This is a genomic window from Ferrimonas kyonanensis DSM 18153, assembly GCF_000425405.1.
In the GTDB taxonomy this organism is placed as follows: Bacteria; Pseudomonadota; Gammaproteobacteria; order Enterobacterales; family Shewanellaceae; genus Ferrimonas; species Ferrimonas kyonanensis.
The window spans coordinates 331,343-346,470 of sequence record NZ_AUDJ01000002.1 but is presented as its reverse complement, the minus strand read 5'-3'; the positions used below and the strand labels follow the sequence as shown (position 1 = coordinate 346,470).

General features: G+C 59.5%; 8 protein-coding genes. All 8 read right to left on the bottom strand.

Translation table 11 applies throughout. From position 1 onward, the window contains the following. Window positions 1–12: 12 nt before the first annotated feature. The 8 genes from H598_RS0104105 to betA all read right to left on the bottom strand — a co-directional run bounded on the left by H598_RS0104105 (window position 13) and on the right by betA (window position 15,126). A complete protein-coding gene (locus H598_RS0104105; RefSeq protein ID WP_028111869.1) occupies window positions 13–909 on the bottom strand; it encodes a LysR family transcriptional regulator in 897 nt (298 codons plus the stop codon). A 228-nt stretch (window positions 910–1,137) separates the two neighbouring features. Beyond that, a complete protein-coding gene (locus H598_RS23290; protein WP_035415231.1) occupies window positions 1,138–2,550 on the bottom strand; it encodes a DEAD/DEAH box helicase in 1,413 nt (470 codons plus the stop codon). Between the two features lie 189 nt (window positions 2,551–2,739). Further along, on the bottom strand, window positions 2,740–8,130 hold the full coding sequence (locus H598_RS23285; protein WP_035415227.1) for a calcium-binding protein: 5,391 nt from the start codon (window positions 8,128–8,130) through the stop codon (window positions 2,740–2,742). A gap of 25 nt (window positions 8,131–8,155) precedes the next feature. Further along, on the bottom strand, window positions 8,156–9,430 hold the full coding sequence (locus H598_RS0104090; protein ID WP_028111868.1) for an HlyD family type I secretion periplasmic adaptor subunit: 1,275 nt from the start codon (window positions 9,428–9,430) through the stop codon (window positions 8,156–8,158). Then, window positions 9,427–11,100, bottom strand: a complete 1,674-nt coding sequence (locus tag H598_RS23280) for a type I secretion system permease/ATPase (protein WP_051252375.1) — start codon at window positions 11,098–11,100, stop codon at window positions 9,427–9,429. The genes H598_RS0104090 and H598_RS23280 overlap by 4 nt, the downstream gene beginning before the upstream one ends. A gap of 240 nt (window positions 11,101–11,340) precedes the next feature. Continuing rightward, complete coding sequence (locus tag H598_RS0104080; RefSeq protein WP_028111867.1) at window positions 11,341–12,045, bottom strand: TorF family putative porin; 705 nt, start codon at window positions 12,043–12,045, stop codon at window positions 11,341–11,343. Between the two features lie 80 nt (window positions 12,046–12,125). After that, window positions 12,126–13,343 (bottom strand): choline transporter, encoded by a 1,218-nt coding sequence (locus H598_RS0104075; protein ID WP_028111866.1) that lies wholly within the window; start codon window positions 13,341–13,343, stop codon window positions 12,126–12,128. A gap of 109 nt (window positions 13,344–13,452) precedes the next feature. Continuing rightward, a complete protein-coding gene (gene betA / locus H598_RS0104070) occupies window positions 13,453–15,126 on the bottom strand; it encodes a choline dehydrogenase (protein ID WP_028111865.1) in 1,674 nt (557 codons plus the stop codon). Between the last annotated feature and the right edge of the window lie 2 nt (window positions 15,127–15,128).

Genomic DNA, 15,128 nt, shown 5'->3' with positions numbered 1-15,128 from the left:
TCTCTAACCCTATTAATCCACTTGCTTAAACTCTTGAGCAAAGAAATCCAGCACCACCCGCACTCGGTGCGGCATATAATGTCGGCAAGAGTACAATCCCCAAGTGGTAATTCCGGTGCCGTACCGACCATCAAATAGCTTCACCAATCGTCCCTGCCGCAGTTGCCGTTGACACATCGCCGGGGCCACCCAGGCGATACCGAGGCCATCTTCTGCCGCCGAGATACACAACTCATTGATCTCCGATTCCAGCGGTCCATTAACCTCCACCTCATGGAGGCCATCGGTGTCGTGCCAAAGCCAACTTCGGGCTGACTTGGTGCCCTTGGCAGACAGCAGGCAGGGATACTGGCCTAATTGCCTGGGGTGGGCCAACTGAGGGTGGCGACGGACAAACTCCGGACTGGCAATAAAACACCGCTCAACCGTAGTCAGTTTACGCGCCACCATAGAGCAATCCGGCGGGCTCTCATGGCCGACAAAAAACACCAGATCCGCCTGCACCTCCATCGGGCTCTGCCGACTCTGGTAGGAGATGAATTTCAACTGCAGGTCGGGAAACTGCTGATGAAAACGCATCAGTGCCGGTCGGCACACCAGGTTAATGAAATCCAACGGCGCCGCCACGGTAATGGCCCCTTCGGGCCGCCCCTGCAACCGGCCGACGCTCAACTCCAGCTCATCCACTTCACAGAGAATAACCCGGCACCGCTCCAGCACCGCTTCTCCAGCCTCGGTTACCGTCAGTCCCCGGTGGGTCCGCTCCAGCAACCGGCAGCCAAGGTGTTGCTCCAACTGAGCGATGCGCCGGGAGACTTTGGAAACCGGAACGCCGAGGATGCGAGCGGCTTCGCTTTGGCTGCCATGCTCAACGACGGCGCTGAACAGGGCCAGATCTTCTGTCTTCATAATGGGTCGGGTAAGGTAGCAAAACTCTGCCGCCATCATGCGCTAAAGCGGACATCGATAGCGTGATCCACTGCCGGCTTTATTCGACTCGGCGCGGTGTTGGCCCCCCTAAAACAGGAGCCAGACAGCAGTTTTCAAAATGACTGCAGTAGCTCACACAAAACCAGCGAGGAACACCGCAACAAAAAGGCGGCCTGAAGGCCGCCTTGATGTGGTCGCGTTTTAGATTCAGCGGTTGCCGTTCACGTCTGCGCGATTGCCTGAGCGACGATTGCCGGAGGCATTGGCCGATGGCTTAGCGTTCCCCCGGTTGCCGCCACTGCGACGCCGTTGACCAGCGGGCTTAGTGTCGCCAGAGTGATTGCCTTGACTACCGCGGTTGGCGCCAGGCTTACGGCGACGGGGTTTTGCCCCCTCACCGCCAGCACGCTCGCCCTCTCTTTGAGGACGGGGCTTCTTCGGCTTTTTACTTTTCGGAGGACGAATCGCCTTGGAGTCCGGCAACTCATGCGTAGGCTCGTGGCCCGGCATTACCTGGCGATCCAGGTGACGTTGAATCAACTGCTCGATGGCCACTAACTGCTCAATCTCATCGGCACACACCAGAGAGACAGCATGGCCGGAGGCGCCGGCTCGGCCGGTTCGGCCAATGCGGTGGACGTAATCTTCCGCTACCTGGGGCAAGTCAAAATTCACCACCTGGGGCAGTTGATCGATATCCAGGCCACGGGCGGCAATGTCGGTCGCCACCAGCGCGCGAACATCGCCGGATTTGAAATTCGCCAACGCCTTGGTGCGGGCGCCCTGGCTTTTATTACCATGAATCGCCGCGGCGGTGATCTTACGCTCTTCCAGGTAACGGGTCAGGCGGTTGGCCCCGTGCTTGGTACGAGTAAACACCAGCACCTGCTGCCACTTATTGTCGGTAATCAGTTGCGCCAGCAGCGCCGATTTACGCTTCTTGTCCACCGGATGCACCATCTGCTCGACGGTCTTGGCCGCCGCATTGCGTGGCGTTACCGAGATCTCCACCGGGTTGTGCACCAGGCCTTTGGCCAGATCGCGAATCTCTTCGGAGAAGGTGGCCGAAAACAGCAAATTCTGCCGTTTGGCCGGCAGTAGCGCCAGAATCTTCTTGATGTCGCGAATAAAGCCCATGTCCAGCATGCGGTCGGCTTCATCCAGCACCAACACTTCCAGCTGGTCAAATCGGACCGCGTTTTGCTGATACAGATCCAGCAACCGACCCGGGGTCGCCACCAGTACGTCTACCCCTTTGCGCAGTGCCGTCATCTGCGGATTAATGCTGACCCCGCCAAACACCACCGCCGAACGCAGCGGCGTATTTTTGCCGTACTTTTCGACGCTCTCCTGCACCTGGGCCGCCAGCTCGCGGGTCGGGGTGAGAACCAATGCCCGGCACTTATTGCTGCGGGCACGCTGGCCATCGGCCAGACGATGCAGAATCGGCAGGGTGAACCCAGCGGTTTTTCCGGTTCCGGTCTGTGCCGCCGCCATGACGTCCTGACCGTTCAGAACCGCAGGAATGGCCTGTGCCTGAATCGGTGACGGGGTGTCGTAGCCCTGTTCGGCTACGGCATCAAGAATCGGTTGGGACAAACCGAGTTCAGTAAACTGCATAAATCGCGCTCTCTCGCTGTGACGGACCACAGCGGCCGTCAAATGAACCGCGAAGTGTACCTGATAGCGGAGGACACTGCCGACTTTTCTTGATAAATGGCCCAATCTTTGTCCATTCCGAACAACAATAGCGCAGAGCCGCCGCTGCCCCTGATAAAAAAGCGGGGAGCTGATGGCTCCCCGCTACAGTCAACCGGCCAGATCCGGATCCTCTTCAACCAGGCTGGCATCGTTAAAGCTCAGCTCGTCCAGTTCGGCATCGGTCCAGATGGTCACCACTTCGTTGTTGGCGTTGGTAAACTGATACCCTTTAAGATCCGAGATATCGACCCCTTCTGCCTGGTATCGAGCCAGCACACCGGCATCCATCTGCGACGATGTCAACGCCGAATCGAAACTCCAGCCTTCACCATCGATGCTGAGTTGCTCTGCCCCCACACACAGGAAGCAATCCTCCAGAGCCTCGTTACCACTGCCTCCGACCTCTTCCGCCAGGATTTTCGACAGCGCAATTTTCACGTCGGTATCCGGCACCCCCTCATCGATAATCAGGGCTTCCATGCCAACGATGTCGCCACCGGTCATATCGATGATGCCGCTGTTGCCTCCGGCGGTCAGCACGTCAAAACCCTCGCCGCCAGCGATCACCGTTTCTCCGCCAATCAGGTCATCGGCATCAAACCGAATGCGGTCATCCCCTTCGCCACCAAACAGACGATCGGCACCGGCGCCTCCGTCCAGGCTGTCGTTGCCCTGCTCGCCAAATAACTGGTCTTCACCGTCTCCGCCGGCCAAATCGTCGTCCCCCTCTCCGGCAAACAGACTGTCGGAGCCGCTGCCACCGTCGAGGCGATCGTCCCCGTCGCCCCCAGACAGGCTGTCGCTGCCACTGCCGCCTTTTAAGGTATCGGCACCGGCGTCTCCAAACAGGGCATCATCGCCTCCCTGACCATAGAGGCTGTCATCACCCTCGCCGCCGTGCAATTGGTCGTGGCCGGAACCGCCTTTCAAGGTATCCTGCCCGGCACCGCCAAAGAGCTGGTCATCACCACTGCCGCCATCGAGGCTGTCGTTCCCCAGGCCACCAAACAGCACGTCGTTGCCAGCCTCGCCTTTAAGGGTATCGTTGCCGGAATCTCCACTTAAGCTGTCGTCATCACTGCCGCCACTCAGCCGATCGTCGCCGTCACCGCCGTACAGCTGATCCCGCCCAGCTCCGGCCGTCAGCTGATCATTGCCGGCCATGCCATAGAGCTCGTCATCACCGGCGCCGGCATTGAGCAGATCGTCACCGTCGCCGCCATCGAGGAAGTCATTACCACTGCCACTGGTCAGGCTGTCGTTACCCTGCTCGCCAAACAAGCGGTTTTGCCCTTCGCCAGCCTGCAGGGTGTCGTTGTCCTGGCCACCGTAAAGCCGATCGTCGCCATCACCAGCCAGCAACTGGTCACTCCCCGCCCCGCCAAGCAGCAGGTTATTGCCGCCACTGGCCACCAGGCTGTCATTACCTTCGCCCCCATCGAGTTGATCGTCTCCCAACCCTGACTCCAGCTGATCATCACCCGCTCCGCCCAGCAAGGTATCGGCGCCAGCACCGGCGACCAGAATGTCATCTCCGTCACCGCCATCCAGACTGTTGTCACCCTCGCCCCCCTGCAGAAGGTCGCCGCCATCGCCGCCATCAAGGCTATCGTGACCACTGCCTCCCATCAGCACGTCATCGCCATCACCACCGGACAGGTGATCATTGCCACTTTGCCCCTCCAGCAGGTCATCGCCCTCTTGGCCTAACAAGGTGTCATCCCCCTCTCCGGCTTTGAGGTGATCATTGCCCTGGCCGCCTTCAAGCCGATCCTGGCCACCGTCACCCTGAAGATAATCGTTGCCGTCACCGCCCATAAGGTGGTCATCGCCGCTCTCACCGAGCAACACATCGTCTCCACCGTCACCCCGCAGCTCATCGTCGCCACTGCCGCCAATCAACAAGTCCGCACCACTGCCGCCGGACAGCGAGTCGTCGCCGTCGCCGCCAAACAACTGATCATCGCCGCTGCCGCCGCTGAGGGTGTCGGCGCCAATGCCGCCATAGATCAGATCATCGCCGGCATCTCCGCTTAGGCTGTTGCTGCCCGACTCTCCGTACAGGGTGTCGTCCCCGTCACCGCCGGAGACCGTGTCGTTACCCGCGCCGGCGAACACCAGATCGTCACCGGCTCCGGCGGTCACAGAATCATTGCCGTCACCGGCAAACACTACGTCATGGCCCCCGCCGGCATCGACGCTATCGTGGCCAGTTCCGGCGTAGAGGTGATCGTCAAAGTCGCCGGAAATCAGGCTGTCATCGCCCTGGTCACCATAGAGTTGTGCCGAGGTGTCGGTATCGATCAGGGTATCGTCCCCTTCACCACCATACAGCTGATCCCGCCCGAGTCCACCCACAAGGTGGTCGTCCCCCTGACCGCCGACCAGCAGATCATCCCCGTCACCGCCGTCCAACTGATCGTTACCGGCCCCGCCGAGAAGTTCATCGTTGCCCAGTCCGCCTAGCAACTGGTCGTCGTCGTCACCGCCATCGAGTTTGTCGTCGCCCTCATCACCGCTGAGGTAATCCTGGCCGACACCGCCCAACAGCAGATCATCCCCCTGTCCACCACTGACAGTGTCGCTGCCGGTGCCCCCGAACACCTGGTCATCGCCCGCACCGGCATCGATCTGGTTGTGACCGGCCTCGCCGTAGATGACGTCATCGCCACTACCGGCAGCCAGTTGATCATTGCCACTGCCGGCGTAAAGCACGTCATTACCGGCACCGCCCAATAAGGTATCGTCACCGTCACCGCCGGTGATCAGATCCTCACCCTCGCCGCCCACCAGCATGTCGTTACCGGCTTCGCCGTGAAGCTGGCCGCCTTCATTGCCGCCATCAAGATAATCGTCGCCATCCCCCCCGGCCAGCAGGTCTACGCCACTGCCACCGAGCAGAGTATCGGTGCCCGCACCGCCAATAAGCACATCGTCACCTTCTCCCCCTTCCAGCAGATCGTCTCCTTCTCCTGCCAATAGCTGATCGTCTCCGCCACCACCAAACAGACGGTCGTTCTGTGCCCCGCCGTCGAGAGCATCGTTGCCGTCGCCTCCTTGCAGCTCATCGGCACCGCCGGCTCCGGACAAGGTATCATCACCCTGACCGCCAATCAGGGTATCGCTGCCGCTGCCGCCAAAGATGCGATCGTCACCGTCCCCGGCCTCAATGTGATTCACTCCAGCTTCCGCATAGACGGTGTCATCGCCACTTCCGGCGTCAACATGGTCATTGCCGGAACCGGCATAGACGGTGTCATTCCCTGCACCAGCAACAATCAGGTCATCACCGCTGCCCCCACCCAAAACATCATCGGCCAGACCGCCAATCAAGGTATCGGCACCGCCATCACCATAGAGTTCACTGCGGTCATCGCCGCCGATGAGGGTGTCATCACCTTCGCCCCCCACCAGAATGTCTTCGCCGGCGCCCCCTTCCAGGTGATCATCGCCATCTCCCCCAAGCAGCACATCATTGCCACTGCCAGCCACAACCCGGTCGTCGCCACTGCCGCCGTCGGCAAAGTTATCGCCACTCCCCAGGCTAATCTGATCGTCGCCACCGCCACCGAACACCACATCGTTTCCGGCCCCAGCGGTCAGCCGATCATCGCCGTCACCGGCAAAGGCGGTATTGTGCCCCTCTCCCAGACTGACCGTATCGTGGCCATCGCCGGCCTCCACGTAGTCATCGCCGTCTCCGGCCTGAATCACATCGTTACCATCACCGGCGAACACGGCGTCATCGCCACTGCCGGCATCAATGACATCGTCTCCCTGCTCGGCAAACACCGTATCGTTGCCGCTGCCCGCCATCACCACGTCGGCACCACTGCCGGCGTACACCAGATCATCACCGTCTCCGGCATCGACCACATCATTGTCTTCGCCGGCAAAGATGCGGTCGTTGCCACTTCCCCCTTGAATGCGATCCTGGCCTTGGTTGGTGTGAATCTCATCGTCGCCACTGCCGGCAACCACTTCATCATTACCGTCACCACTGAAAACCACATCGTCGCCGTCACCGGCATCGACAACGTCATCTCCCTCGTCGGTCACCACCAGATCATCACCGTCTCCGGCAGAAACGGTGTCATCACCCTGGCCGCCATACACCGCATCATGACCGGCGCCGGCGATCAGGACATCAGCGCCACTGTTGCCATGCAACTCATCATCACCGTCGCCACCATGCAGCTGATCGTCTCCGTCGCCGCCGTACAGGCGGTCGTTGCCGCTGCCACCGGACAATGCATCCTGCCCCAGCCCGCCTACCAGTAGGTCATCGCCGCCATCCCCCGAGAGGCTGTCATTGCCTTCGTCGCCAGTTAGCAGGTCATTGCCGTCACCACCACTGAGCTGATCATCACCGCCATGACCGTAGAGGCGGTCGTCCCCGTCTCCTCCGGAAACGGTATCCTGTCCCTGACCGGCGATGATCTCATCGTCACCCGCCCCGCCCAGCAACAGATCATCGCCCTCATCGCCGGTGATCAGATCGTTGCCATCACCGCCACTGACCCAGTCATCCCCCTTGCCGGCAAACAGCTGATCATCGCCACTGCCACCATCAAGGTGATCGCGACCATCGTCTCCGATAAGAGTGTCTTTTCCAGCGCCACCTTCGAGATGATCATCCCCAAGCTCGCCCATCAACAGATCGTCACCCTCTCCGCCATACAGGCTATCGTCGCCGTCGGCCCCCAGCAGCTGGTCGGCACCTTCACCGCCAATGAGCACATCATTGCCGTAGCCCCCAAGCAACACGTCGTCACCGGCACCGCCATCGAGACGGTCGTCATTGCCGCCGCCGTCGAGCATGTCATCCCCCTCTCCGCCGAGGATGTGATCGTTGCCCTGTTGACCGAAGACCACATCATCACCGGCACCGGCATCGATGGTGTCATCCCACTGCCCCTCGCCAGTCAGAGACAAGCCGGCAATACTGACCCCTTCCCCTTGCAGCACATTCACCGCCAGGGTGACGTCACCATCGGCGGGCAACAGTGCCGGATCCAACGTCATCAAGTAGGCATCGGTATCGGCGCCCACCGGCACCGGGCCGCTGTTGTAGATCTCGCTGCCATCGGCCGCCAACAACACTATCTCTATGGTTGCCCCTTGGGCCCCGGCGGCCTCCAGTTGCAGGTGGTAACGGTCGGTGCCCGGTTGCAACTGGATTGGCACCATGACCTGGGCGTTGCCACGCTCATCTTTTCCCATTCCGTCGTCACCGGCCGCCAACGTCACTATCGGCGCTCCCTGGGCCCAACTGCCATCGCCTGGGGCCTGTTGCGGATCCGCCGCAGGCTGCTGTTCACCGGCATCACCGATAATGACGTCGTCTCCCCCGGCACCGTCTATCTCATCGCTGCCATCGTGCCCCAGCAGATAGTCGTCACCGGCCAGTCCGCTAATGTGATCGTCGCCCTGCGCACCGTCGAGGTTATCGGCGTCGTCAGTGCCAATCAAAATATCGTCACCTGCAGTTCCAGACATAACTCACTCCCTGTGTCAGTCAGATTCAATGTTCAATAAACGCCCGGTCCATGGACGCACTTATGGGCAGCCACAGCTGCTGAAGAAGGGTTCGAGGCTCTTGCTCTATGTATACCTGTGTCGGCATGCCGGCGGTTACCCGGCTTGCGATCCGATCCGGAAGCTGCTCTGGGTCAACCTCAATGCGGTAGTAGTAACCATCGTTATTCTGATCCTGGGTGCGGTTCATATCCACGTGGCTCAACACGCCCTGTAGCGGCGTTTGTCGTCTCATATTGAATCCACTAAGGTGCACTCTGGCTGTCAGTCCCTGCCAGACATTGTCGCGGTCTTCGGCGGCCACGAACCCCTCGACATACCAGCCGGAGTGGTCGTTGACCACCTGCATAATTACCTCGCCCGGTGCCAATAAATGCCGAGCCACGGACTGCACCTGCAGGCCGGCTATCACCCCACCCTGCTCCGCATACAGTTTGCCTTGTTGCAATTGAGCATCCAGGGTCGCCAGTCGCAGTTGCACCTGACCCAGGCTTTCGCCAACGCTGGCCAATTGCGCCAACCGCTCCGCCTGACGTTGTTTGCTCAGGCGTGAAATCTGACTATCGAGGCCAGCCAACTCGGCTTTGGCCTGGGCAATGCGGGTCAGATTCACCTCTACGTCCCCCTCCAACCCCGCCAAGCGTCCGCGCATGGCCAGCAACTGCATCCTGGCCATGTACTCCTGAGCCGCCAACTCTTCGGCAATGGCCAACTCTTCATTGGCCAACAGATTGCGTTGAACCAGCCGCTTCTGACGAAACTCATAGGCTTTCAGTTTCTCTTGCTCACCGGCGCGCCGCTGCGTGAGTTCCGCCATCTGTAATTGGTACTCCGCCATCAGGCTGACGTGCAAGGCCCGTTGCTGACGCTGAATTGACGCCGGTATGGCATCATCAAAATGAAGCCGCTGCTCAGAGGTGAACTCCTGCAGCAAGCGAGCCCGCTGAGCAGTAAGTTGCCACACCTGCTGCTGCACCTGTTGCCGCTCTCCGGCCAGTGCCAGATTCTCGATCTCCGCCAGCAATTGCCCCTCTACGACCCGTTGACCATTAGTGACGTACACCCCCTTGAGCCAGCCCCCTTTCAGGTGGGCCACATTTTGGCTGGGATGGTTCATGCGCACCTGACCGTCACTGATGGTGGCGGCGCTCATGGCCACCGACGACGACCAGACCACAAAACCACCAAAGGCGATCACCACCAATGCCCAGCCCAGTCGATTCCAACGCCTCAGGCCACTGCCATCGAGTTGTGGATTCATGACACCTCCTCCTGCTTCGGCACCTGGGCCACCTTCATCTTGCCCAGCACCTCATCCCGGAGTCCCGCTTTCACCACCGCGCCATTCTGCAGACAGACAATCCAGTCGGTCAGATTCAGCAACGACGGCGAATGGGTGACCATCACCACGGTAGTCGACAAGGTTTTACATCGGGCCAGAATCTTAGCCAGCACCTGTTCTCCCTCAAGATCGAGATTAGAGATCGGCTCATCCAAGATCAGGATGCTGGGGTTGCCATACAGTGCCCGCGCCAGAGCGATACGCTGTTTCTGGCCACTGGACAAGGGATACCCCAACTCACCCACCCGGGTTTCATACCCCTGAGGCAATGCAGTAATCAACTCATGAACCTGGGCCGCCTGCGCCGCTTGCAATACCAGGGAGTCATTGGACTCGCCGAAGCGCCCGATGTTCTGGGCTATGGTCCCTTCGATCAATTCGACATCCTGAGGTAGATAGCCGATGTATTGCCCTAAGGTTTCCGGGGTCCACTGGTTCAGCGACGCGCCGTCGATGCGCACCTCTCCGGCAGTCGGCCGAATCATGCCAAGAAGCAGGGATATCAGGGTGGACTTACCGGAAGCCGATGGCCCCATGATCGCCAGCGACTGACCGGCATGAAGCCGGAAGCCCACCTGTTTCAGTTGAGGAATCTTCTTTTGCGGCGCCACAAAAGAGACATTGTTGACCAGCAGATCACCCCGAGGCCGCGGCAGCGGCAACCGCGCAGACTGATGATCCAGCGCCTCCCCCAACCGCGTCAATTGTTGCCAGGAATCACGAACTCGAGACAGCTCCCCCCGACGTTGCAGCAAGGGTTCAAAAGGAGTCAGCATCCTCCCGCCGATCATCGACGCCGCGATGACGCCCCCCATGGACAAGGCATCCTGCAGCACCAGGTAAATACCGACCCCCAATAGGGTCATCTGAGTCAACTGGCGAACAAAGCGAAACACCACAGCCACCCCCTGGCGGGCCGACGTCGCCGTACCGTGCTCCAGCAACCGGCGGGCGTTTTCATCCCGCCAGCGTAAACTGAGGGACGGCCCCATCCCCATGGCCAGAATGACCCGACTTTTATTCAGGTAATGGTTCAGGGCACCACGGCCCTGCTCGGGTTCCCGCTCCGACAGCCAACGCCCCAGTACCAAAGAGCACGCCAGCATCAGACCGACCCCGGCCAACACCAACCCAGCCAACAACGGGTGAAACAGCGCCAGAATGATCAGAAACAGCGGCGTCCAGGGCAGTTCAAGCAGGGCCGTGGCCACCGGGCTGCACAAGAAAGCACACACCCGGTTGAGGTGATTGAGGCCGTCTCGCCTCGGACTCAGCTGTTGACCGCTGCTGTCGATGGCATCCAGCAGCAAGGCCGGCGAAAGATGATAGTCAAGTTGAGTGGCGCTATGACGAAGAATCTGGCTGCGAACCAGATCCAATCCAGCCTGAAGCAGCAACAAAAAAGCGGTAATGGAGAACAGGGCAATCAGCGTTGGTACACTGCCGCTGGTGGCCACCCGCTCAAACAGTTGCAACGAGTACAGCGGGATTGCCAGCAACAAGATGCTGATGAACAGACTGAAGCCGCAGGCCAATCCCGTGCCCTGCAGCGTGCGCTTCTGCGCCCGGCCAAATACGCCGTCCGACATGGTGACACTCCTTGTCACGCCAAATCACTGCATCAAGCGTAGCAGCGAATGGGCGACCGTGCGCCAAAGAGAATCTGAGTCAAAGCGCCCCTCCCGCTCACCTAGCCCAGCCCAGACTTAACAGTTGGGTAACGAAGAGTATCAGGAACAGGAGAAGGAATTATGGCGTCGTGGAAATCGACACGACAGGAGCCGCTGTTCCGACACATGAGGCTGGCATCGGAACAGCGTAAGGCAGAATTAGAAACTGAAAGTACGGGCCACCGACAGCAGCACTCGTTCGTCGGCAGTGTCCAGATCCATGTCGGTGGTCTCCGCCGCCAGGTTAAAGTCAAACCCTTTCCAGCTGGTCAGGTACTCGACCCGATAGTGGTTATAGGCGTCGCTGCCGTCCCAGGACCACTTGCGTTCATCGTCTGAAAGGGAGCGATCAAACACCAGCCTCAGGTTGTGGCCCTTGGCCAACTCGAAGGTGTGCGCCACCATCACGATATAATGATCCACATCCAGGCCAAAATAGTCCCAACTGTACCAGAAATTCAGCTCGGTGCTGCCCACCGAAGAGCTGTAGCCGAACTTGGCGTAAGCCTCCGGGTAGGCATAGTCGCTGGACGCATCGTCACCGTGGTAGGTGTAGTAGGCGATGCCCGCATCCAGACCGAAGCGGTCACTCAGTTGCCAGTAGTTGCCGGCGTAAAAGTCCCACTCGATGTTGGTGTCATCGCTGCCACCAAAATCCACATTGGAGGCCCAGGAGCCCAGATACCAACCGCTGTCGGCGGCATAGTCCAGGCTGGCCTGAAGCGCAGGATCGTTCTGAGTCTGACTGACACCGTTGAAGGTGTAGTCAGAGGCCAGAGTCACCGTCGATGAAAAATTGGCGCTGACCGGAGCAGCAAGGGCCAGCATTGACGCAGTGATGAGAAGTCCATTTTTCAGTTTCATTGTTGTTTTCCCTAAAAATTCAAACACAACTCCCCCAACCCCAACCGAGATTGGGGGGCCGGTTTTTACGACAAAAGTGGTTAGCTGACCAGCTCAATCTTGCCGAAGTCGACGCGATTCTCTTTCGGAGAGGAGTCAATCTGTGCCACCTGCCGGTAGCGGCGCATCAGGATGTAGCCGAAGCAGCAGAAGAAGATGCCAATCACCAGCGCACCGACCCACTGGATCTGCAAAAAGTCCAGTTTGAACAGCAGAGTCAGACTGCACATGGCCACAAGGTTGAGGGCGAAGTACCTGGCCTTACCCAGTCGAGCGACGGTCAACCCCAGGTTGTCGGTATAGAGGCGAATCAACGAGTCCAACGAGTTGATCACAAAGGTGATGCCGACAATGGCCATGGCCAGGTTATAGAAGCCACTGGTGTCCAGTCCCTGACTGGAGTAGTAGTAAAGCACCGCAAACCACACCGCGATGGGAATGGAGGGGAACACCAGCATCGCCGCCAGCACCTGGTAGGTACGCAGACCGCCAACAAAACGAGCGGTAAACTGGCCAATCATAATGCTCCAGGCGAACCACCAGAACAGATAGAACTCGTGGTAATCGTTGAGCGGCAGAACGAACTGATGAATGTTGCCGAAGTAACCGCCCAGCAGGGCCAAGGTAGCGGCAAAATCACCGACATTGCCAGCCTCGCCGGTAAAGGCGCCCAGCCACATCAGCGCGATCAGACCGATAAACAGCCAGGTGGTGGCCAGACTCAGGAAACGTACATAGCGCAGGCTGGTGGAGGAATACACCGCCGCCGCAATGACGGCGAACACAATCAGGTAGAAACTGCCGATCACCGTCTCACCATCCCCCAACTCCGGCAGGTACCAGGGCAGATTGGTCAACAGCAGGTAAGCGGTAAAAGCGCAGGTGCCGATGATCACCACGTTGTTGATCAGCTTCACCGCTGCCAGCTCGAAGAACTTCACCCTGGGCTCAATGACACAGAAGTAGAAGCAGGTCAGGAAATAGAAGCCCCAGATTAAGAATGCCCAGAAGCCAAACTCAATGGCTAACGGGTTGGTAAAACCGTACTCCGGGCTACTGGCCAGGTCGGCGTAACCGGCAAACTCGGTCAGAGGGAACATGATCAATCCCACGTCCAATCCGGAGGTAAACAAGATGGCGATAAAGGTAAAGGTCTGCACTGGGGTGACCCCCACCAGTCGGACATTACCCCATCGATACAGCACAAAAATAATGGCGATAAAAGTAAACAGCAATCCTGCGCTTAGCCAGGCAGTCATCAACACGTCTCCCTATGTGTTTTTAAGAATCGCCGCCCTGAGGCAAAACTTGACTATCTCCGCCCGTTTCAGGGTGGAGATAGTCAAACCTTGATGGGACAGCGCTAAATCAGCTCACGGTTCGCATCGGCGTTCCCGGTCGCTGTAGGTCGGTGGCCACACTGGCCACCTCGGCATCGGAAGGCGGCAGCGGCTGCCTTCCCATAATCAGGTCGGCGGCTCGCTCCGCCACCATGATGGTGGGCGCATTGAGGTTGCCATTGGGAATGGTGGGGAAGATGGAGGAATCCACCACCCGTAAGCCCCTCAGGCCCCGAACTCGAGTCTGGGGATCCACCACCGCCATGGCATCGCAGCCCATACGGCACGAGCAGGACGGGTGATAGGCACTCTCCACCGACTGGCGCACAAAGGCGTCGATCTCGGCGTCGGTTTGCACCTGAACTCCGGGCTGAATCTCCTCGCCCCGGAACGCATCGAATGCCGGCTGATGGATGATCTCCCGGGTCAGGCGCACGCAGGCCCGAAACCCATCAATGTCCTCCTGCGCCTGAAGGTAGTTAAACTGAATCTTTGGCGGCTGGGCCGGATCGGCACTGACCACGGTCACCGCCCCCCGGCTCTTGGGCTTGTTGTGGCCGATGTGCACCTGAAACCCGTGACCGTCGAACGCTTCACGGCCGTCGTAACGCATCGCCGCCGGCAGGAAGTGATACTGCAGATCCGGCCACTGGGCTTGGTCGTTGGAGCGGATAAAGCCACAGGACTCGAAGTGGTTGGTGGCCCCCAAACCATCCTTGTTGAAAAACCAGCGGGCCCCAATCAGAAACTTATTCCACAGATCCAACTTGCCATTGAGCGAGATCGGCTGCAGGCAACGGAACTGGAAATAAAACTCCAGGTGGTCCTGCAGGTTCTGCCCCACTCCCGGCAGAGAATGGCGCAACTCGATGCCGGCGGCGGCCAGAGTCTGAGGGGCGCCGATGCCGGAGAGCTGCAACAGATGGGGCGAACCAATGGGGCCGGCGCTGAGAATGACTTCCTCTGCCGCCAAAAACTGACGGGTGCGCCCCTTATGCTCCAGCTCAATGCCGGTGGCGCGGCCCTGATCCAGCAGTACTCGATTGACCCGGGCATGAGTCAGTACCGTCAGGTTTGGGCGGGACATCGCCGGGCGCAGATAGGCATTGGCGGTGGACCAGCGACGACCGTCTTTGACCGTCATGTGCATCGGGCCAAAGCCCTCTTGCTGACGGCCGTTGTAATCCTGAGTCTGGTCATAACCGGCCTGCTCACCGGCTTGAATAAAGGCACGGTACAGAGGGTTGGCCATCTCATTACCGTTGTTAACCCCCAGCGGCCCTTGGCTACCGCGATACTCATCTTCGCCGAAGGCCCACTGCTCAGAGCGTTTGAAATAAGGCAAACAGTGGGCGTAATCCCAGTCGGTGGCCCCCTGCTCCGCCCATTCATCGAAGTCCCTGGCATGGCCACGGACATACACCATGCCGTTGATGGAGGAGGAGCCGCCCAGCACCTTGCCCCGGGGGCAATGCATGCGACGGTCATCCAGGTGGGGCTCTGGCTCGGTTTCAAACTGCCAGGCATATTTCTCTGTGTTCATCGGGATGGAGAGCGCCGTCGGCATCTGAATAAAGATGCTGCGGTCGCTGCCGCCGGTTTCCACCAGCAACACCCGTTTATCCGCCTGCTCCGACAGGCGGCTGGCCAGCACACAGCCCGCCGAGCCGGCGCCGACGATGATGTAATCGAACTGGTTCATCG